1 protein-coding gene is annotated in these 690 nt (G+C 65.4%); it reads left to right on the top strand.

Annotated features, from left to right (window positions below; genetic code table 11):
- Positions 1–690: electron transfer flavoprotein subunit alpha/FixB family protein (locus DID98_RS35530; RefSeq protein ID WP_124572246.1), on the top strand; the 690-nt coding region annotated here is incomplete at both ends.

The raw sequence follows: 690 nt of genomic DNA on the forward strand, positions 1-690 counted from the left end.
AGGTGTGTCGAAGGTGTTGCTGGCCGATGCGCCGCAACTCGAAGCGGGCCTCGCGGAAAACGTCGAAGCGACCGCGCTGAACATCGCGAAGGACTACTCGCACATCCTCGCGCCGGCAACGGCGTATGGCAAGAACGTCGCGCCGCGTCTCGCCGCGAAGCTGGACGTCGCGCAGATCTCCGACATCACGGCGGTTGTATCGGCCGACACGTTCGAGCGCCCGATCTACGCGGGCAACGCGATCGCGACGGTGCAGTCGAGCGACCCGATCAAGGTCATCACGGTGCGTGCGACGGGTTTCGATCCGGTGGCAGCCGAAGGCGGCAGCGCAGCGATCGAGAAGATCGAAGCCGCGGCGGACGCAGGCAAGTCGCAGTTCGTGAGCCGTGAAGTGACGAAGCTGGACCGTCCGGAACTGACGTCGGCGAGCATCATCGTGTCGGGTGGCCGCGGCCTGGGCAGCGGCGAGAACTACACGAAGGTTCTCGAGCCGCTGGCCGACAAGCTGTCGGCGGCACTCGGCGCATCGCGCGCGGCAGTCGATGCCGGCTACGTGCCGAACGACTATCAAGTCGGCCAGACCGGCAAGATCGTCGCACCGCAGCTGTACATCGCGGTGGGCATCTCGGGTGCGATCCAGCATCTGGCCGGCATGAAGGATTCGAAGGTGATCGTCGCGATCAACAAGGA

Source organism: Burkholderia sp. Bp8984 (genome assembly GCF_003853755.1).
GTDB lineage: Bacteria > Pseudomonadota > Gammaproteobacteria > Burkholderiales > Burkholderiaceae > Burkholderia.